At 64.6% G+C, this 17,428-nt stretch carries 21 protein-coding genes; 8 read left to right on the plus strand and 13 right to left on the minus strand.

Translation table 11 applies throughout. The features are described from left to right. The first annotated feature begins 10 nt into the window (after positions 1 to 10). The 4 genes from HNR73_RS29790 (at position 11) to HNR73_RS29805 (ending at position 3,311) form a co-directional block, all read left to right on the plus strand. Positions 11 to 751: a glycosyltransferase gene (locus tag HNR73_RS29790; protein WP_184790991.1), complete on the plus strand. Its 741-nt coding sequence runs from the start codon at positions 11 to 13 to the stop codon at positions 749 to 751. A gap of 24 nt (positions 752 to 775) precedes the next feature. Continuing rightward, on the plus strand, positions 776 to 1,642 hold the full coding sequence (locus tag HNR73_RS29795; protein ID WP_184790992.1) for a PIG-L deacetylase family protein: 867 nt from the start codon (positions 776 to 778) through the stop codon (positions 1,640 to 1,642). 185 nt (positions 1,643 to 1,827) lie between these two features. Then, the gene (locus HNR73_RS29800) at positions 1,828 to 2,259 is read left to right on the plus strand and encodes a nucleoside/nucleotide kinase family protein (RefSeq protein ID WP_184790993.1); all 432 of its coding nucleotides are present in this window, start codon (positions 1,828 to 1,830) and stop codon (positions 2,257 to 2,259) included. Next, a complete protein-coding gene (locus HNR73_RS29805; RefSeq protein ID WP_184790994.1) occupies positions 2,256 to 3,311 on the plus strand; it encodes a glycosyltransferase in 1,056 nt (351 codons plus the stop codon). Before HNR73_RS29800 ends, HNR73_RS29805 begins: the two co-directional genes overlap by 4 nt. Positions 3,312 to 3,326: 15 nt before the next feature. On the opposite strand, the gene HNR73_RS29810 is transcribed toward HNR73_RS29805, so the two are convergent. The 5 genes from HNR73_RS29810 to HNR73_RS29830 form a co-directional block, all read right to left on the minus strand. Continuing rightward, the gene (locus HNR73_RS29810; RefSeq protein ID WP_184790995.1) at positions 3,327 to 4,370 is read right to left on the minus strand and encodes a phosphotransferase; all 1,044 of its coding nucleotides are present in this window, start codon (positions 4,368 to 4,370) and stop codon (positions 3,327 to 3,329) included. Between the two features lie 153 nt (positions 4,371 to 4,523). Continuing rightward, a complete protein-coding gene (locus HNR73_RS29815; RefSeq protein WP_184790996.1) occupies positions 4,524 to 5,102 on the minus strand; it encodes a hypothetical protein in 579 nt (192 codons plus the stop codon). Positions 5,103 to 5,229: 127 nt separating this feature from the next. After that, complete coding sequence (locus HNR73_RS29820) at positions 5,230 to 5,700, minus strand: helix-turn-helix transcriptional regulator (RefSeq protein WP_184790997.1); 471 nt, start codon at positions 5,698 to 5,700, stop codon at positions 5,230 to 5,232. A 46-nt stretch (positions 5,701 to 5,746) separates the two neighbouring features. Further along, positions 5,747 to 5,929 (minus strand): hypothetical protein, encoded by a 183-nt coding sequence (locus HNR73_RS29825; protein WP_184790998.1) that lies wholly within the window; start codon positions 5,927 to 5,929, stop codon positions 5,747 to 5,749. A 15-nt stretch (positions 5,930 to 5,944) separates the two neighbouring features. Next, positions 5,945 to 6,145, minus strand: coding sequence for a hypothetical protein (locus HNR73_RS29830; RefSeq protein WP_184790999.1), 201 nt, complete (start codon positions 6,143 to 6,145; stop codon positions 5,945 to 5,947). Between the two features lie 44 nt (positions 6,146 to 6,189). On the opposite strand from HNR73_RS29830, the gene HNR73_RS29835 reads away from it, so the two are divergent. Then, positions 6,190 to 6,441 (plus strand): DUF397 domain-containing protein, encoded by a 252-nt coding sequence (locus HNR73_RS29835; protein ID WP_373316616.1) that lies wholly within the window; start codon positions 6,190 to 6,192, stop codon positions 6,439 to 6,441. Between the two features lie 11 nt (positions 6,442 to 6,452). Here HNR73_RS29835 and HNR73_RS29840 read toward each other — a convergent pair whose 3' ends face one another. The 5 genes from HNR73_RS29840 to HNR73_RS29860 all read right to left on the minus strand — a co-directional run bounded on the left by HNR73_RS29840 (position 6,453) and on the right by HNR73_RS29860 (position 10,767). Beyond that, complete coding sequence (locus HNR73_RS29840; protein ID WP_184791000.1) at positions 6,453 to 6,917, minus strand: Imm1 family immunity protein; 465 nt, start codon at positions 6,915 to 6,917, stop codon at positions 6,453 to 6,455. Beyond that, positions 6,914 to 7,708: a DddA-like double-stranded DNA deaminase toxin gene (locus tag HNR73_RS29845; protein ID WP_184791001.1), complete on the minus strand. Its 795-nt coding sequence runs from the start codon at positions 7,706 to 7,708 to the stop codon at positions 6,914 to 6,916. The genes HNR73_RS29840 and HNR73_RS29845 overlap by 4 nt, the downstream gene beginning before the upstream one ends. Beyond that, on the minus strand, positions 7,708 to 7,962 hold the full coding sequence (locus HNR73_RS29850) for a hypothetical protein (protein WP_184791002.1): 255 nt from the start codon (positions 7,960 to 7,962) through the stop codon (positions 7,708 to 7,710). Before HNR73_RS29850 ends, HNR73_RS29845 begins: the two co-directional genes overlap by 1 nt. A 211-nt stretch (positions 7,963 to 8,173) precedes the next feature. Continuing rightward, positions 8,174 to 10,258: an NB-ARC domain-containing protein gene (locus HNR73_RS29855; protein WP_184791003.1), complete on the minus strand. Its 2,085-nt coding sequence runs from the start codon at positions 10,256 to 10,258 to the stop codon at positions 8,174 to 8,176. Positions 10,259 to 10,275: 17 nt separating this feature from the next. Next, the gene (locus tag HNR73_RS29860) at positions 10,276 to 10,767 is read right to left on the minus strand and encodes an RIP homotypic interaction motif-containing protein (protein ID WP_184791004.1); all 492 of its coding nucleotides are present in this window, start codon (positions 10,765 to 10,767) and stop codon (positions 10,276 to 10,278) included. A 1,259-nt stretch (positions 10,768 to 12,026) separates the two neighbouring features. On the opposite strand from HNR73_RS29860, the gene HNR73_RS29865 reads away from it, so the two are divergent. After that, positions 12,027 to 12,356 carry a hypothetical protein gene (locus HNR73_RS29865; RefSeq protein WP_184791005.1) on the plus strand — a complete coding sequence of 110 codons (330 nt, stop codon included), beginning with the start codon at positions 12,027 to 12,029 and terminating at the stop codon, positions 12,354 to 12,356. A 42-nt stretch (positions 12,357 to 12,398) separates the two neighbouring features. Here the strand turns inward: HNR73_RS29865 and HNR73_RS29870 are convergent, their stop codons facing one another. Both HNR73_RS29870 and HNR73_RS29875 read right to left on the minus strand, forming a co-directional pair. Continuing rightward, on the minus strand, positions 12,399 to 13,025 hold the full coding sequence (locus HNR73_RS29870; RefSeq protein WP_184791006.1) for an RloB family protein: 627 nt from the start codon (positions 13,023 to 13,025) through the stop codon (positions 12,399 to 12,401). A gap of 4 nt (positions 13,026 to 13,029) precedes the next feature. Further along, on the minus strand, positions 13,030 to 14,301 hold the full coding sequence (locus tag HNR73_RS29875) for an AAA family ATPase (protein ID WP_184791007.1): 1,272 nt from the start codon (positions 14,299 to 14,301) through the stop codon (positions 13,030 to 13,032). Positions 14,302 to 14,703: 402 nt separating this feature from the next. On the opposite strand from HNR73_RS29875, the gene HNR73_RS29880 reads away from it, so the two are divergent. Continuing rightward, on the plus strand, positions 14,704 to 14,985 hold the full coding sequence (locus HNR73_RS29880; RefSeq protein ID WP_184791008.1) for a helix-turn-helix domain-containing protein: 282 nt from the start codon (positions 14,704 to 14,706) through the stop codon (positions 14,983 to 14,985). Beyond that, positions 14,982 to 15,995, plus strand: a complete 1,014-nt coding sequence (locus tag HNR73_RS29885; protein ID WP_184791009.1) for an NAD-dependent epimerase/dehydratase family protein — start codon at positions 14,982 to 14,984, stop codon at positions 15,993 to 15,995. Before HNR73_RS29880 ends, HNR73_RS29885 begins: the two co-directional genes overlap by 4 nt. Here the strand turns inward: HNR73_RS29885 and HNR73_RS29890 are convergent. After that, a complete protein-coding gene (locus tag HNR73_RS29890) occupies positions 15,988 to 17,214 on the minus strand; it encodes an NsdA family TPR-like regulatory protein (protein WP_184791010.1) in 1,227 nt (408 codons plus the stop codon). The genes HNR73_RS29885 and HNR73_RS29890 overlap by 8 nt on opposite strands. Between the last annotated feature and the right edge of the window lie 214 nt (positions 17,215 to 17,428).

The raw sequence follows: 17,428 nt of genomic DNA on the forward strand, positions 1-17,428 counted from the left end.
TGAGTGCTCGATGACCGCTGCTTCCATGCCAGTCCTATCGGTGATCATCCCTGCCTACAACGAAGCTGACTACCTCCCGCGCTATCTGCCGACCGTCCTCGCCGCGCTGTCGGCCTGGCAGGACGCGACCGGAAAACACGGTGAAGTCATCGTCGTCGACAACGACTCCACCGACGGCACCGCGGCCGTGGCCGAGCAGTTCGGCGCTCGCGTCGTCCACGAGCCCACGCGCAACATCGGACGGGTCCGGAACACCGGCGCCGGCGCAGCGTTCGGCGAGTACCTGTTCTTCGTCGACGCCGACGTCGCCGTGCCCAAGCGAGTGTTCATCGAGGCAACCGACTTCATGGCCGCCGGAGCCGCTGGTGGCGCCGTCGCACCGGTCTACCGCTGTAAACGACTCGGCGCGAGGCTGCTGTGCGCCTACTGGGACTGGTACCGGTCCCGCAGCGGTGGGGCACAAGGCGTGGCGCAGTTCTGCACAGCCCGGGCGTTCTGGGGACTCGGCGGGTACTCCACCGAGCTGTACATGAGCGAGGACGTCGAGTTCTTCGCTCGCCTCCGGGCCTTTGGGGAAGAGGAAGGGCGCCCGGTCGCGGTCCTGGAAGACCTCACCGTCGAGCCGTCCACACGCCGCTATGACGCCTGGCCGAGCTGGCGGATGTTCTGGTGGCAGAACCCCATCACCGCGCGCATGCGCTTGAACTCCCCCCGCTTTTGGCGCCACTGGTACTCCAGCACCGTCCGCTGACACCGGCCACAAAGGACCACCGCCATGACGAACTTCGAGCTCCCGATCCCCGACGGCACAGGGATCTACACCTTTCCCGACGACCTGCTCACCGCACACGACGCGTGGCAGAAGCAACTGGCCCAAACGCCCAAGGAGCCGCTGATACTGCGAGCTCCGCACGACGGGACCGAGTACCTCATCGCCGAGCGATCACCGACCGGCCGCCCGGTGATCGTGATCGAGCCGCACCACGACGACGTCACCTTGTCGGCCGCCGGACTGTTTCTGAAGGCGCCGCGACCGTTGACGGTCGTCACGGTGTTCACCAAGTCCAGCAGCGTGCACCCCGCTCTGGAGGAGATCTATCCGACCATCGAGGTCGTCTCCGAACTCCGGGCTCTCGAAGCCACGCAAGCTTTCAGACCACTGGCGGCGCTGCACATTCAGCTCGACCACAAAGACGCTGATCCACCGTACCGGCCATACACTCCGGCGGCGCTGGAAGCGGTTCTTGCCGACCTTGAACGGATCGTGGCAGAGCACCCCGACGCCGAGCTGCTCGCACCGGCCGGCGTCACCCGCCACCCGGATCATCTCCTCGTCCACGACGCCGCTCGGCGCCTCGGATGCCGCTGGTTCTTCGAGGACCTCGCATACTGGCCCACATACGCACTGTCCACCGACGACCAGCACCTGTTCCAGCTTCGCGCCGGCAGCCAGCTGGTGCCTGAACTCGCCGACATCACCGAAGTACTGCTCGACAAGCAGACCCTGCTCCATCTGCATGCCTCCCAGATGCACCCCGCCCGCGCCCGCTACCGCACCGCCCGACACGCCTGGACCACCGGTCACGCGCTCGGACCCGGTCGCTTTGCTGAACGCTACTTCCGTACGAAGGAGGCTGCGTGAGGATCATCGCGATCGAAGGCGCCTCCTTCGCAGGCAAGACCACCACCATCGCCGCGCTCAAAGCACAACCGGCGACCTCCGAAGCCCACACCTTCTGTTGCTAGGTCGACGAACTCGACCAGGAGCACATCCCACCAGCTCGCCCCGAAACAGCCGCCGGACAGATCGACGCCTTCACCACGTTCATGAGCGTCGAAGCCCAACGCGTCGCCTGCGTCGACGAACTCGCCGCTCACGGAAACCCGCTGACCATCCTCGACCGCTCGGTCGACACGCTCCTGGCGCACGCATACGCACTCGACCAACTCCTCGGATTCGACGTCCACCGCCGAGTTCGCGCACGCATCCAGGTCCTTCCTCACCTGCGGCCCGACCTCACGATCTACATCGACACCCCAATCGACACCCTCACCGCCCGCCGCGCAACACAGGGCCACCCCGCCGAGCTGTACTTTCTCCACGACCCGGAGTTCCTCCGACATACCCGCGACTACTTCCTCGCCGCACCGGTCCCGCCAGCCAGCGACCGGATTATCACCGTCAACGGCAACAACGCGCCCGACGCCATCGCCGCCTACGTAGCTGCGGTCGTCGAGCACGAACGGAGCCGGGCATGAGCCGCGGGACCGTGCTCTTCGCCTGGCGCCGCACACCACCACCGTTCTTCATCGGCGGCGCCGAAGTCTCTCAACGACTCCTCGCCGAAGAACTCACCGCGGCCGGTTGGACCGTGATCTACCTCGGTGCGCACCACAGTCCGTGGAATACCAACGAGCTCCCCGGCATGCTTCAACACCTACGAGCCTCATCCGACCCGCTCGCGCTCAGCCCTCGGACACAGACGCTCCGGTATACCTGGAACGGCATCCACTGCCACGCCGTACCCCAAGATGCCATCGAGCAGACCCTTAAGATCCTCCTTCAGCAGCACTGCCCCGACCTGGTGGTCTGCTCCCAGGAAGGCGCCGCCGATCTCGCCCGTCGTGCTGGCGAAATGGCTCCTGTCGCCGGATGGGTGCACGCGGTCTCCAAGACCAGCACGGCCGTCCTCGACGGCAATCCGCGTCATGTTCTGGCGACCTCGGCGTTCACCGCATCCCGCCTCCCCTCGCCCTCGACGAGGCCGGTGCTCTTCTACCCGCCGTTCCGGCTACCCAGTCCCGGCGGACCGCTCGACGTCTGGAACGGCGACCTGCTCATGGTCAACCCCGTCCCGGCCAAGGGCGCTGACCTCGTGCGGAAGCTGATCGAGAAGCTGCCCGACCGGCACTTCACCCTCGTCGAAGGCTGGTGGGATACCAGCGACGACTTCAATGCCTACCCGAACGTCACGTACCTGCCGCAGACCGAAGACCTCGACCCGATCTACGTCGGCCACCGGCTCCTGCTGGTGCCGTCGATCTGCGAGGACGCCTTCCCTCGCGTTATCACCGAAGCTGCGCTCCAGCGTTTGCCCGCCCTCGGCTCACGAATCGGTGGGATACCCGAATCCATCAGGGACGACGATCGCACCCTGCCGCCGAATGATCTGGCCGCCTGGACCGACGCGATCACTGTGGCGGGTCGGGGTTCCGCGCATGAGCTGGGCTCCGCCGCATACGCCCGAGCGCTGCGGCTTTCTCGGCCCTGCATCCCCGAACTCATCGCCGAAGGCGTCCTACCCGGCTGACTGCGTGGGGTCGGCTCAGGCGTTCCCAAGGAACGCCGCGGTCACTTCGGCGCGATGCTCACACCACCAGGCCAGTTGACGCTCGCCGGCGAGCCAGATGTCGTCGGGGCCGCTGTCGCCCTTGTCGTAGTGCCAGATTAGGGGCCAGAAGTCGGTCATACGCTTCCACCACAAGCGATCCCCCGCGTCGACCAGCGCCTCCGCTGACAGCGGGAATCGCGACTGGTAGGCACTCGCGAACGTAGCGATGCGCTCAAGGTTGAGCTGGCCGTCTGGGAGTCCGAACTGGACCTGCGCGGTCCTCACGACCTCATCGGCGAGAGGACGGGCGCCGATGCGATCCCAGTCCAGTACCGCGCTGACCTTCGAGTCGGACCAAAGGAGATTTCGGTACTGGAGATCCCCGTGGGTCCACCCCACCGGGCCGATTGACACGACTCCTTCGGGACGGTGAGCCTCGTACGCGTTGATCAGCTTAAGTCGCTGGCGGAGGTCGACGGCGACCGTGGCATCGAAGTCATGGGGATCCTTGAGAGCTTCGACCACAGCCAGGAACCGCTCCGCCTCGGCCACTGCGGACTCCGGCGCCGTCACATCTGCGCGGGGCCGCTCGGGCGGTCCACCGAGAGCGTCCGAGATCCGGTCGGAGTTCAACGCGTCGTGCAGCGAGCCGACCAACTCGCCGAACTTCGCTGATTCCGCCGGCGTCAGGTCGGTGCCGCGGACATGCGCACCGGAGGCCCATTCGAACAAGCAGTACGCGCCATCCTCGAGTTCGACGACGAGGTCGCCGTTGCTCGCCGGCATTGGCACGGGGACGGGCAGACCGAACTCGGCGAGCGCGGCGAGGACCATGAAGTTTCGGCGCGCCTTCGTCGGCGACACGTCGAGCAGCTGCTTTAGTACGAACCCGCCGCGCGTGGTTTCTAGCCGCCAGTTCCGGTTCATCAAGCCCTCGATGATGAAGCTGACCTTGGTGACGCTTTCCAGCCCGTAGACGGCTACGAGGGCAGCAAGTGCGTCTCCAGCGTTGGAGGGATCGTCATTCAACCGGCCCATGAGCACGAAGCTTACTGAGCGTCGGGTAGGGAACGCGGGGCATGGTCCGAGCTGCGCCGAACGGGATGCCCTCCCAGGTGCTGGGGCACTAACCCTTGAGACCGACGGATCCTACGGGCCTTTCCACGATGGACGGGGCGGGGCGCAGACCTGTCAGGGCTGGTCGTCGGCCGACAAACTCGGGACACCGTCCTGAAAGACACCTGACGTTTCAAGCAGGGGCGAGCCGGCTGCCCGGAGATCTGGATCGGTCCCCAAGTCGAAGCGAACTGCTTGAAGGAACTCCTCCATCAGACGCCCTGTCTTCCCGCCGCGTGATGATTCCACGACCAGAGATATCGCGAGATCGCGGATGTGCCTCGGTGCGAGCAGGAGGATCTCCTGCTGCGCTTCGATCAATTTGCGGAAGTATGGCTCCGACTCTTCCCGACTCTGCCTCCAACGTCGCATTGCGTCATCGCGCTGAGCATCAGTGTGTGAGGCATTGTCCGCTGCGGCTCGCATCTTCCAGTCCCGGTCGCGGCGAGGCTCCCACTCTCTCAGAGCGGCGAGAAATCGGACGTATGAAGACCGTCGATCATCAAGGAAGTGGCGCCGGCGACGCTCTTCAGCTTCTCGCTCAAACGCATCTGCCGTGTTACTCCGACCGAACCATCCCGATACGGCAGCGCCACCCAGGCCACCCAACACGCCCGCCGCCGCCGGGATCGCCAGTTCCCACCAGCTCGTCATGGATCACCTCTCTTCGATTCTATCGAGCATCGCAAGGATCCAGGCGAGCGCGGACGAGGTTCGAGTGGTCGTCTCGGCAGTACCGTCCAGCGCGAGCAGGGCGACGAGTCGGCTCGCTGGATGTGGGCTACTGGAGAATCCCAGCCCGCATTGCGATGAACACCGCGTTCGAGCCGTTGGCGGCGCCGAGCACCCGGTAGATCCGGCGGAGATGGGTCTTGACCGTGTCGGTGCTGACGAACAGCCTGCTCGCGATCTCTGGCATGGTGCGGCCTTGGGAGAGTTCGACGAGTATCTCCTGCTGTCGTTCGGTGAGTGGTGACTTCGCGTTGGGCTCCAGAGCCTGCGTCGAGGCGGAGCGCATGCCGGCCTGGAGTTGGAATGCGGCGGTGAGCGCACTTCTCAGCGCCTGAAGGTCGTTGGGGTGGAGTCGAGCAGCGGCGTAGCCGTTGGCGACGCGCGTTGCGTGGGTCGCGACGTGAGTCCAGTGTTCGGCAAGGACCTGGATTCGCCGGTTCGGGAAGCGTGTCGGGCTGCTCGATGCGCTGTCCGGCGCGGAGGTGGTGGGGTGGGCCGTAGCGGGGATCGGGTGGTTCATGGTCCTTCCCTTTCGAGTGATCTGAGGGGCTGTTCCTTCGGGCGAATCAGCAGCTGGGCGGTGCGAAGTACGTGGCGTATGCGGCGCAGGCGATCGCGGCGAGTCCCACGATCGCGATCGTCCGCGCGAGGAAGCGCCGGATCCGGACACGGCCGACGGGGCTGATCATCCAGACGATTGAGGCGACGAGCGCGACGGCTCCGGCGGCGGCGAGGGCGCTTTCTTCCATGTGAGGTCGCCTCCCTCAGCTCGACACGACAGGCGGGTCGTCGAGCCAGGCGATGTGCGTGGTGCCGTGGTGGCCGTGGACGGTGTCGATCTGAGTCCAGTGGCGGAAGTCCTCCGACTGCCGGACTCCGGTCGTGTCGCCGCGCCATCGCAGCACGGCCTCACCGTCGTCCCAGACGACACCGTCGGCGATGACGCCGTTGCGCTCGGGAAGCACGACTCGGTCGAGCTCATCCGGGCCCTTGCGGGGGATAATTAGCCTTGAGCGAGCCCCGACTGACCGGAGACCCGAGAATGCATCACCCCGACCTGTCCCGCGCCCGCTGGCGCCGCTCGACGCGCAGCAGCGGGGGCGGCGGCAACTCCAACTGCGTCGAAGCCGCCTACGTCGGCTCCGTTGTGATCCGCGACTCGAAGGACATCGCCGGCCTGACCTACCCCGTGCTCTTGACGGACGAGGAAGGCTGGGCCGGCTTCCTCGCCGGGGTCAAGTCGGGAGGGTTCACTGCCTGAGGCGACTTCGGCTACCGCTCCTCGCCGAGTTCGTCTTTCGACAGTGAGGTGCCATCGGTCGCGATGGCCTCCTGGGCACTACGCCATTCGACCCCCGCAGGCTTGAGGCCAGAGCTTGCGTACTCGCGGGCGGCTTGTCGGGCGAGTTGGCTGGTGATCTGAGTCCTTGCTGGTCCGTAGTCAGTGGGCGTGCCGAAGAAGTCGAAGCGCAGGTGCCCCGTCGCTAGGTCTAGCGCGGGTTCGACTGCGAAGCCGGCGGCATCGGGATCGCTGTCGTCGGACCACTCGACCAGCGACCGATCGGGCAGGCCGAGGCCGATGACTAGCCCGCAGTCAATTCCCTCGCGTTCGATGCTGACGAGATGCCCACAGTCGGCCGAGACTGGTGCGCCGGCGATCCGGTCGAGGATCTCGTCCATGGCCTCCACAGTGGCTACCGCCTCCTCATGGTCGAGCCCCCACACGATGACGATCACGCCTTGATCCCCTCTCCAGTTCCGGTATAGACCTTGTACAGGGTCGTCTGCTGGCCGTCGGTGTTGAGGTAGACGGCAAGTTTCGTTCCTGCGGGCATGGCGCCTTCGAGCATGTCATCGCAGCCTTTGCCGCGCATCCGGCCTCGACCGACACACGGTTCATTGTTGATCACCAGAATGGCCTCTTTGGGTGCGCCCGGCTTGCGGAGCATCGCGGCGGCGTGTCCTTCGGCGTGGTTGAACATCGGCGAGGTCGGATGCCAGCGAGGATCGAGGCCGTCACGAGAGCTAGGCAGCTCATCGCTGCGGAGTTGGCCGTTCTTCGTGGTAAAGGTGTCGTCGGTGATGGTCTTCCCTCCGACCGTCAGCAGACTCCCGTGTGTCTTGTCTCCAGCGGCGCGGACGGGCAGCGCCTCACCGGCGCGGCGAATCGCTGCCAGCGGCTCGGATCTGGTTGTGATGTCGGCCAGGGACGGTGTCGGGCTCCCGTTGGCTTGGCCGCCGCCAGTATCGGTCGCGGCGCCGCCGCTGCCGGTCAGTATCGCGTTGTACTCCTCGATCGCCCTCGCGGCGTGATCGAACTCGGCGAGCGCGCGGTCGATGGCCTCGCAGATCTCGCCGAAGGCCGCACTCATGCGTGCCGGGCCGGGGTGGTTGGTTCCCGCGGTGACTCCATGTACGGCGCTGCCGGAGTCCTCGGCAGTCGACCGTGCTTGCCGGAGTGATTCGACTGGCAGGTCGGCGAGTGCGGCTCGGAGCGCGGCGGCGATGTCGCCCGGAGTGTCGGGCACTACAGGTCCCCGAGGTAGGACTCTCCGTGGCTTCGGGCCTCGCCAGCAGCGGTGAGCGCATCGTCGAGGTGCGAGTGCGCCGCCCTGAGATGGCTCTCAATCTTGGCTGGGATTCCGCTTCGAGTGTTGTTCAGCAGAGACAAGATCCGCTGCTGGACCCCATCGATCGCGAGCTTGGAGTCGGTCAGTAACGGTTCAGGCAGATCATCGACTGCGGCGGCAATCACGCGCCGGACCTCTTCGATCCCACTCACCCGACTTCCTTCCCTGACTGCGAATGCGTGGATCGTAGCGCCGTACAGCACGTCGAACAGCTGACAGCATCGAGATTGTCGGCTGGCAGCATTAGGATCCAACTCCCGTCGTGGGGCGCCGGACAATGCGTCACCACGTGGCCACGGGCCAGACGCACGTCGGTAGTGGTCATGCTGCAGCCGACATCCTTGCCTAGGTCAGGTCTGGTTTTTAGGACTGGCCAGGTAGTCGCTTCTGCCAGTCCGCGAGCATCTCACGGGTTGCTTCAGTGAGTTTCCCACCGGCCCCGAACACCCGCGTGCACTCCGACAGCAGGAAGCTGTAACCGGCCACCGCTCCAGCCACGTCGCCGCTGGCCCCGCGCCAGCGCGCCAGCTGGGATCGCATGGTCAGCGTGATGCCGTGGTCAGCACCGAGGTGCCTCACACATTCAGGCAACAGTTCCTGCAGCGCGTCGACAGCCCTCGCGTAATCGCCGTTCCGGCCGAGGAATTCTGCAAGCTGTCCTCGTATCATGAACATTCCGCGCTCACTCGGATCCAGGACGCGTGCCGCGTCTTCTACCAGTGTGCGGTATTCTCCGATCGCTCCGGGCAGGTCGCCGGCCATGCCGCGCTGATAGGCGGCCCGTTCCCGGGCGATCAAGGCACTCGGGTCATCGGATCCGTAGACCCGAGCGGCCTCGTCCGCCACGTTCCGTGAAACGCGAGCCGATCTGACCGTGTCCCCTTCCACCCCAGCCCATCGTGCTAGCTGCCCTCGAACGGCGAACGTGATGCGATGCCTGGGACCGAACACCCGGACAGCATCGTCAAGCAGTGCCTCATTGACTTCGATTGCCGCTGTCACGTCACCGAATTGGCCGAGCAGTCTGCCGTACTCGTAGCGCGCTTTGAAGGCATCGGGATGGTCGGCACCCAAGAATCTGACGCACTCGTGGTAGATGTTCGCGACATATTCGACGGCGGCATCGGCTTGATACGCGAGACCCATGCTCTCCACAGACCGGAGGAGCACGCCATGTGCGGCGTTCCTTCTGAACAGATGAGCGCCTGCCGATTGGTGCAGCGCGCGCGCATTCGCGCGAAGCATGCCGCAGAACTCCTGGTCTCCTTCCTCCGCGGGCCACCTGGCCAGGAGCCTGTCCGCTACGGCTGTTGTCAGTTTGGCCATTCGGGTATCCGAGCAGCGCTCACGTGACATTCGTTGTACCAGGGTGTGGACCCGCACGAGGTCGCCTTGGTGCTCAACGAGGCTGAACCGCTGCAGGTTGGCGAGCCCCTGCCGGATCGTTTCGGGACCTTGTACGTATTCGTCGAGTGCCCAGGCGGGCATGCCATTGGCGTCGAGCAGGCTCGCCGCTTCCAAGACCACGCCTGCGAGCTCGATGGGCCGGCATCGGTCGGCCGCTTCCACCGACAGGGACCATGTCGTCGCGATGGTTCGGTCGTACTCGTCGGGGAGCGTCTGCTGGTCGGGGAACACCTCTTCCAACCTCCGCGCCCGATCGGCGAACAGGCCGCGATAAGCCGCACAGGGGAGTACCTGGTCGAGCATGTACGCGGTGGCGTGTCCCAGCGCCAACGGCAGGTGCCCAAGGTCGGCCGCCAACCCGTCGGCTTCGGCCAGCCATCCCGGGTCCGCCCGCAATCTCATCCGCAGGTACTCAAGCGACTCCTGAGGCACAAACACTCCGACGGGGACGCGGACCCGTCCGTGGCCGTCGAGGGCCGCATCCTGCCTGCGGGTGGTCACCACCGCGCGACCGGTCGCTGTGACCGGTGGCCATAGCCGTTTCGCGTGCTGCGGATCCGCCAGATCGTCGAGCACCACGAGCCAGCGTTTCTCCCGCTGCCCGGCCAGCCAGGTCAAGAACCGTTCAGCGCCATGGGCGGGGTCCTTGTCTTCGACCCCTGTCAGATCCAGAGCCGCTCGCGCGTAGGCATCTGTGATCTGCTCCCTGCTGGCCGCCGTCACCCATACCAGCAGGTCCAGCTCGTCGTTGTCCCACAGCTGCTGAGCCAGGTACGCGGCCATCTGGGTCTTGCCTACACCACCGGTCCCGTACAAGATCTGGGTGCCGCCGCTCTCGGCGAGGCTCTGCGCCAGTTCCCGATCCGCTCCGCGTTCCAGCCGGGCCGCCGCTAACGACGGCGGTGTTCCGATTCGATGTGGCCAGGCGACCGGGGGTCTTGGCGCGGCCTGCACGTGCATCCGGTTGTGGTCGCCGACCTGGACGTATCGAGCGCCGCTGGCATCCACATACGCGCCCGGCTCCCTGTCGTGATCCGTCATCTTGGCCCCCCTGGGGTTCAGTTCGCCGGTCGTTGCTCCTGGGTCTGCTGCGCCCCGAAGTTCAGGGTCATGGTGTTGCCGTCGCCGACCTGCACGGCGTGTGCCCCCTGCAGGTTCACCTTGTACTTCGCCGCGGCGACCTCGTAGCGCCCGGCCTTCGTCCCGTCCGGATCCAGTATCGCCAGGAGCTTCTGTGCAGCTTCCACCGTCTCCTCGTCAACGTCTCCGCCCAAGGCATGGCCGATCCTGGTCGCCCAAACCCCAGGTTCGATTTCATCGGTGTCAAGGTCCTCCGGTTTTCCGTGCCGGGTCAAGACCTTGCGCACCGCGCCCTTCAGCCCCGCATACGCGTCCATCCAGACCGCCTTCGCAACCTCGGTGGCGCCCCCGCTGACACCACCGACCGCTCCGGCGATGAGCGCCGCCTGGACAACTTCAGCCGCATTCAAGGACCCCGCCTCGCTCCCGATCGAAGAGTTCGGAACCTCAAGCATGCCGTTGGTGAGCAACCAGTGGCTACCGTCGGAAATCAGAGGTTGTCGTTGATGTCACCCGACTGTCCAACCAGTCTTGTGTCCGATGATCAGTCCTAAAGAGTCCCGCATCAAGTGAGCTCGTCGAGCTGACGTTTCAGGAGTTCGTCCAGGACGAGTGCTTGGCGCGTGTTTAGGGCGGCTCGTCATAGGGAGCGTGCGAAATTGCCTGCTCGATCACGCGAACGGCAGCCGGCGGATCGCTGTTCCTCGATCCAGAGGGCCTTGGTGAAGACTCCAGCTGCGCTTTCGGCGACCCGTTCCAGCGCTTCGGCTGGTGGGCTTGGGCCGGAGGGCGTCGGGGATGCTGTCGGCGCTGGCCTCGTCCGCAGCCTCGAACTCGCCGACGACATCACGCCGGAGCTCCTCCGCGAGATCCAGGCCCGACGGGCAACACTCCAAGTCGAACGCGCCGCGACTGAGGCGAGGCTCGACGCTCTGCGAGCGGGCGCAGGTCCCGAGCCGCAGATTCCCGCGCTGCCCGACCTGCTCCCTCAAGGCTCGATCGCGCTCGACCAGATGCCCGAGGAACTCGCCCGTCGCGCTTCCGCCTCGAAGTGCACTTCAGAGCTGATTCGCAGCACCAGCGGCTACACGGGGACCCGGCAAGCAAAAACGGCGGAGGCTCGAAAGTCCTGCCGCCGTTCCCATCTGAGTCGTGCCCCCGGCAGGATTCGAACCTGCGCACACGCCTCCGGAGGCAGCAAGATCGAGGGCCTCTGAGCTGGCCTTATGCTCATTTGAAGGTCGCTGCGGACAGGGACCGGACCTACAGGCCGTGTGATGCTGAGATGTGAGGACCAGACGTGCTCGCGACGCCTCGCGCACGCTGTCGTCAGTCGTCAGGAGGGCGGATTTACAGTCACCCCCGGAAACCGCCTCTGACCAGGCATTCCACATGGGCTAACGGCAACTTCTGAGCGCATTCGGGGTAGGCGGGTTCGGCTGGAACAGGGCGGGGGTTCGATTCGCCCGTGAGCGTTCCGGGCCTACTTTGGGTGTACCCGTCAACGCTTTTAGGCGCTCTACGGCGCTCTCAGACCCCGTCCTATTTGGTCTCCAGCGGGTGCACGCCCCGAGGCTCCCCGGAGTGCTCCGCTGGCGCGCCCGTGGCTGAGAAGCGCTCTCAGAGCCCGCAGCGATACCCGTAGAACCTCTCCCCCACCCTGTTCCAGCCAGTTCCCACCGAGCTTCCAGCCCGCTAGCCTGGACTGAGCTTGCCAATGGAGGGGAACATGGGCGCTCGCTGGAATCGAGTTCAAGACGGAGCCGACTACGCGTTCGGCGCGCGACACTACCGCGCGGTCTACGGCTTACGAGCCGCCGGCGCGCTCGCACGCGGAACCTGGTGGCTCACGAAGCGCGTTTTGCTACCCCTGGCCGTCGTCGCTGGTGTCGTCGCGCTCGTGTGGTTCGTCGGCGGAGCGAGTTGGCGTTTTGCGGTCGAACACAATCTTCTCCGCATCGCGCTGATCGCCGTTGGTGCGTTTACTGGACTTGCCTGCCTGCGCTGGCTCTTTCGTCGACGTGGGCCGCTTCGAAAAATGATCCGCCGGAATTTCTAGCACCAGAGTCCGCATAGACAACCTTAGTCAGCGTAAGGAACATTAACCACCTTTGCCTAAGGCGCCGCGCTCAAGCGCGGCGATTAGCTTGCCCATGCCTGACGAAGGGTTGTCGTCTGGAAAACTCGTCCCGGCCGATCGATGCCGTTTGGTCAGGTCCTTTGCCCGCCTAAAAGCTTCGTGCCGGAGTGGAATGTACTTCGTAGCATCAATTCTCTTCCCGGTGCGGCCATCGAGACCGCAGCTCCTGCGACGCGCTGTCGCGTTGTCCATAAACGCAGTCTGATCAGCAAAATGCAAGATCAGCCAGATTTCAAAACAGGGGTTGGAGATTGCGAGGTTGATATCGTTGCACTCTGCGAGACGAATAGCTTTATCAAGGTTGGGATGATTGTCCGGCCATTCCACGTCAAAAACACACCAGCACTCATCCACCTCCTTGTCGCTCTTCCTCTCTATGGCTTCCTTAACGAGTGTTAGCGGTACGCCGTTTTCGGGCGCTATTTCGATCTTTATGGAAGTACTTCGTCGAATTTCGGGAAGCCTCTTTAGTTCATTGATGTAGTCCGGCTCGGAGGCTTCTCCCTCGCAAAAGATGACCACGGTCTTGAGTTCTGGCCGACTTCCAGCTTTGCGGGTTAGATCCTTTGCTCGAGTTCTTCTCGCCACCGATCTAGCCAATCAATCGAAGAGCTCGGAGGAGATCTGTACGGTCAACATCCGGAAGTGCGCCGAACCTTCCATGGAGATAGGCGCTTTCGAGATTAGCTGACCTTCGGACCCGTTCACCAGCAAAGTCTGCCAGTGCGCCAAGCCTTGTGGCACCCTTCTCAGTCTTCTCTGTGAGCCATACCTCATCTCGATTCAGGTCATTTAGAAGGCTCGTATCGTGTGAGGTGAAAATGAGCTGGGCACCGTTTGGGTTGGTGTCAGAACGCTGAAACAGACGTATCAGCTCGGCCGACAATGTCGGGTGCAAACTGGCGTCTAGCTCATCGAAAAGCAGCACGCTCCCATGCCGAAGCGCACTCAATACAGGCCCAATAAGGCGGTACCAAGTGCGGGTACCTTCAGATTCTTGAGAAAAGTCGAGCGGGGCTGAACCCTCGCCTGTTCGATGCATTAGCCTGACTGTGCGACGTACACGCGAATTGGCCCCCAGTGAGGCGATCTCTTCCTGCTCAACTAGCACATCGGAAATTCCGAAGTCGGCCAGCTGGAGCATCGCAAGTGCCTGATTTCGATCTGCCTGAACCTGATCACGTTCGTCGTCATCAAAGAGTGTTGGCTGAAGGTTATCGCGATCATCGTCGAACCATTGAATTGTCGAACTCATGAAAGGATTGAGTACGGGACGCCTTGATCGCGGAAGCCCAAGCGATTGAACAGACATGAGATCGTACGCAAATTCGGTAACGAGCGGCTCTGGAAAGCGTCGTGCAATCGAGAGCACTAGGGCTCGTTCGGTGAGTAGCTCTCGGGTGCCTGAAAGCCCGCCGAGACCTCTTTGGAACTTGAGCCCAGATTCGTCACGTTCAAAGATTCGGCGCCGCTTCTTTTCTGGATAATGGAATAGCCCCTCGTAATGAATCGAATCAGAATCAAGCTCGACAACATATTCAAAGCGGATGCCGTGAATTACGGACTCAACAGTGAAGGTGGAGGCCATTGATTCGGATCCATTGAGTGCGAAGTGCTCGACAGGAATTCCATCATCCCAAAATCGGAGGGAATCGAAAACGGCGCGACTGATCCACGTTAGGGCTGCAAGGACATTGGTCTTCCCTGATGCATTCGGGCCAAAAATTGCCGCCACTGACAGGAGGCTTTGTCCCATGTTAGGAACAGGCCAGACGCCGTCGCGATCCTCGTCGATCGCCACCATCGATAGTTCGACCGGGTCGAGTATCGAACGGAAGTTCGCCGCTTCAAACCTGATCAGCATGGTTGGAGCCCTTCCTGCCGTCTGAGCTGCAAGCATAGCGTCATTTTCGTCCTAGATCTACGAAGATGGACCCTTACCGGCAGCCTGCACTGCGGACTGGATCCAGAGCAACTTGTAGATGCTATGACCCGAGCAAGGCGCAACAGGCGTGCGCTTGTCCCTCTGCTGTCCCTCTGGAACGCGAGCGTTTCAGCCGGTCAGGACCACCAGCGGGACAGCGGGACAAGAGGGACAAGGGGGCGCCTTGGGGCTGTCCCTCTGTCGCTGACATGTCTCGACCTACGCTGTCCGATCACCGCCCCGTACCGATACGAGGTATCGCAACTAAGGTGGGCATCGAGCGCCAAGCCGGGTTGGCCAACTTGGCTTGGCGTCCCCGATCACCTCGACAGGGAGCGCGTGATGACGGACGAGCAGGCTGGTAGTTCACCAGACCCGGGCGCCGAGTGGTGGACCACCACAGAGGTAGCCGCCTACCTGCACGTCCACATCTCAACGGTGAGTGGATACCGCCGCCGCGAGCAGATGCCGGCGCCTGACCAGACCATTGGCCGCACGCACGTCTGGCAGCCCAACCGCATCATCGAGTGGCACGAAAAACGCCCACGCCCCGGCACGGGTGGCCGCCCCACCCACAAGCCCAAGGACGCCAGTGACGGCGAGACCGCGGAGGCCACCTCGTGAAGCTCCTTGTCCTGGGTGGCACGGCCTTCGTCGGCCGCAGCATCGTTGAGGCCGCCCTCGCCGCTGGCCACGAGGTCACCACCTTCAACCGCGGCCGGTCTGGCGCCGATATCCCTGGCGTCGCAACGATTCGCGGCGACCGCACCGACCCCGAGTCCGTTGCCGCCGTGGCCCACCAGGAGTGGGACGCCGTCTTCGACACGTCGGGCTACACGCCGCGCAACGTCCTCGCCGTCGCCCGCGCCCTCGAACCCGTGGCCGGCCGCTACGTCTTCATGTCGACGGTCAGCGTCTACGCGGACTGGCCGGTCAAGCCGCTCACCGAAGACTCTTCCGTGCTCGAATGCCCTCCCGACGCCGGGCCGGACTTCGGCGAAGACGTCGAAGACGGCCCCACGCAGTACGGCTACCAGAAGTCGGGCTGCGAAGAGGCCACCCGCCTGACGTTCGGCGTCGACCGCGCGACGTGCCTTCGCCCCGGCGTCGTACTTGGGCCTCACGAGTACGTCGGCCGTCTGCCTTGGTGGCTTCGCCGTGTCGCGGCAGGCGGCGACGTGGTCGCGCCCGGCGATCCCGACCGCTCGATTCAGCCGGTCGATGTCCGTGACCTCGCAGCCTTCGCGCTCCACTGCGCGACCGTCGGGCAGGGTGGCGACTTCAACGTGTCCGCGCCAATCGGGCGCGAGACCTTCGCCGACTTCCTCACCGCCTGCCGCGAGACCACCGGTAGCGATGCCCGGTTGCGTTGGGTTCCGGACGAGGTGTTGCTTCGGCACGGCGTCCGGCAGTGGTCCGAGATGCCGTTGTGGCGAACCTTCGAAGGCGTCTGGAACGTCGACAGCAGCCGAGCGCTTGCCGCTGGCCTCTCCTGCCGCCCGATTGCCGAGACCGTCGCCGGTACGTGGTCCTGGGTCAGGTCCGTCGACGAAGCACGCGAGCAACACGAGCGCGCCGCCGAGATCGGGCTTGGGGCAGCGCGCGAACGCGAGATCCTCGCGTCGCTCAGCTAGCCGCCTGCCACTCACGCAGTTCGGTGGCGAGCTTGAGCGCGGAGGAATCCGCCTGCCATCGCTTGGCGGTGAGCTGGTCACGGACGCGGTTCATCCGCCCAGTGAGCGCCACTGTCCGACGTGCCGCGTCGATGTCGAGCACGGGGCGAATGGCGTCTTCGGCACCGGTCAGCTCGCCGCGCAGCAGCCGCGCCGCGGCTGTGTCGATCTGCGCGCCGACGCGCTGTGAGAACTGCTGCGGGTCCGCCAAGTCTGTGAAGGCGGTCAGCGCCTGGCTCGTGTACCTCTCGGCTTCGTCCCCGTTGCCGAGTTGAAGCCACGTGGCGCCGGCGCAGGCTGCCGACCGGGCCAAGTCGAAGCGGAACTCGCCGCCGATCCGGTCGTGTAGTTCGTCCGGGCGATCGGTCGAGACGGCCTGGTCTCGCTCAGCTTCGGCGAGCACGCGGGCCGCCGACTTCGCGTCCCCCTGCACGGCGTAGGCGCGAGACGCGATATACAGCAGCCGCACGCGAGGCGTTCCAGCCGGGGCCATCGTGAGCCCGCGGTCGACAGCGGACAGGGCGCGGTCGGGCTCGTCATTCCAGAACGCCAGGGTTGCCCGAAGCCCCAGTGTCCATGCTTCCAGCGACGAATGCCCGGCGAGTTCGGCGTAGGACACGCCGGCGTCTGCGAGCCGCGCCGCCGCTCCCCACTGATCGAGGTCGAAGGCCATCGACGCGGTGAGCGCCGCCGACGCGGCGGCGATGGCGTAAAGGTCGGCCTGTTCGCTCGGACGCCGCGTGGATTCGAGCAGCTGCAACGACATCCGGCGCAGTCCGTTTGCCGAGTCGATGACGGTCGATGGAGCTTGCAGGTTGTAGTCACGGCTGAGGTACTTGAGCTGGTCGAAGAGCTGTGAGATCACGTCGGCCCCCAGGCGATTGGATCGAACCATCGCGTCGGCGCAGATCTCGCTGGCCGCGGCCATAAGGCCGCCGGTCGGATCCTCGGTCACGAGGGCGAGAGGCGCGGGGCCAAACGGTACATCGAAGACCGCGGAGAGAAGGTCGAAGTAGGCCGTCGGCTCGCGTCGGCGATTGACCCACTCGCGGATCATCCGGATCATGCTCTCGTCGCTGGGCAGCTCTCTGCCTTGAGCCTTCGCCACCCTGCGGAGTTCGTGAATCAGGCGGGCACGGCTCCAACCGCGCTGCTTGCAGAGCGCGCCTATGTCGGGCATGTCCCCTCCCCACTTGGTACTTGCCACCATGCCTTGCGTTGTCGCCGAACGCAAGCAGGAACCGGACGTCCTGGGGAGTCCCCTCCCGTCCCCTGTCGACGGAGTCGCCGGCGGGCGAAGCTGAGATCAAGACAAACCCAGTTGGTACTTATGCGGCGGAACATCTTGCCGAGTACCAAGTGACTTGGTACTCTCGGTTTCCAAGACGACGAAA

The sequence above is a fragment of the Phytomonospora endophytica genome (assembly GCF_014202425.1).
Taxonomy (GTDB): Bacteria; Actinomycetota; Actinomycetes; order Mycobacteriales; family Micromonosporaceae; genus Phytomonospora; species Phytomonospora endophytica.

Excerpts from the sequence above, each read along its gene's own strand:
- HNR73_RS29855 (WP_184791003.1), bottom strand. The coding sequence starts at position 10,258 with ATGACGGATCACGACAGGGAGCCGGGCGCGTATGTGGATGCCAGCGGC.
- HNR73_RS29790 (WP_184790991.1), top strand. The coding sequence starts at position 11 with ATGACCGCTGCTTCCATGCCAGTCCTATCGGTGATCATCCCTGCCTAC.
- HNR73_RS29805 (WP_184790994.1), top strand. The coding sequence starts at position 2,256 with ATGAGCCGCGGGACCGTGCTCTTCGCCTGGCGCCGCACACCACCACCG.
- HNR73_RS29880 (WP_184791008.1), top strand. The coding sequence starts at position 14,704 with ATGACGGACGAGCAGGCTGGTAGTTCACCAGACCCGGGCGCCGAGTGG.
- HNR73_RS29810 (WP_184790995.1), bottom strand. The coding sequence starts at position 4,370 with ATGGGCCGGTTGAATGACGATCCCTCCAACGCTGGAGACGCACTTGCT.
- HNR73_RS29890 (WP_184791010.1), bottom strand. The coding sequence starts at position 17,214 with ATGCCCGACATAGGCGCGCTCTGCAAGCAGCGCGGTTGGAGCCGTGCC.
- HNR73_RS29815 (WP_184790996.1), bottom strand. The coding sequence starts at position 5,102 with ATGACGAGCTGGTGGGAACTGGCGATCCCGGCGGCGGCGGGCGTGTTG.
- HNR73_RS29800 (WP_184790993.1), top strand. The coding sequence starts at position 1,828 with ATGAGCGTCGAAGCCCAACGCGTCGCCTGCGTCGACGAACTCGCCGCT.
- HNR73_RS29865 (WP_184791005.1), top strand. The coding sequence starts at position 12,027 with ATGGGCGCTCGCTGGAATCGAGTTCAAGACGGAGCCGACTACGCGTTC.
- HNR73_RS29820 (WP_184790997.1), bottom strand. The coding sequence starts at position 5,700 with ATGAACCACCCGATCCCCGCTACGGCCCACCCCACCACCTCCGCGCCG.
- HNR73_RS29795 (WP_184790992.1), top strand. The coding sequence starts at position 776 with ATGACGAACTTCGAGCTCCCGATCCCCGACGGCACAGGGATCTACACC.
- HNR73_RS29875 (WP_184791007.1), bottom strand. The coding sequence starts at position 14,301 with ATGCTGATCAGGTTTGAAGCGGCGAACTTCCGTTCGATACTCGACCCG.
- HNR73_RS29825 (WP_184790998.1), bottom strand. The coding sequence starts at position 5,929 with ATGGAAGAAAGCGCCCTCGCCGCCGCCGGAGCCGTCGCGCTCGTCGCC.